The organism is Flavobacterium sp. A45 (assembly GCF_002001005.1).
Lineage (GTDB): Bacteria > Bacteroidota > Bacteroidia > Flavobacteriales > Flavobacteriaceae > Flavobacterium.
Genome location: NZ_MUNX01000056.1, coordinates 1 through 216, shown reverse-complemented (window position 1 = coordinate 216; position 216 = coordinate 1). Strand labels below are relative to the sequence as shown.

Annotated in this window: 1 protein-coding gene; it reads right to left on the bottom strand. The window is 45.4% G+C overall.

What is annotated here, in order from left to right:
• A partial coding sequence (locus B0E44_RS18740; RefSeq protein ID WP_165688763.1) for a hypothetical protein occupies positions 1–216 on the bottom strand: 216 nt, incomplete at both ends.

Below are 216 nucleotides of genomic sequence, written 5' to 3'. Positions count from 1 at the left end.
GTTACAGTCAAGTTCAACACTTGATCTGCCGTACAACCGTCTGCTCCTGGGAATCTTGTTCCTGTCTGATTCGTTGTATAATCCGTACCGTTCCATCTGTAAGTCTCTCCCGAACAAATGGTTTGATTCGTTACTATATCTGCAGGTTTTGGCGTTACAGTCAAGTTCAACACTTGATCTGCCGTACAACCGTCTGCTCCTGGGAATCTTGTTCCT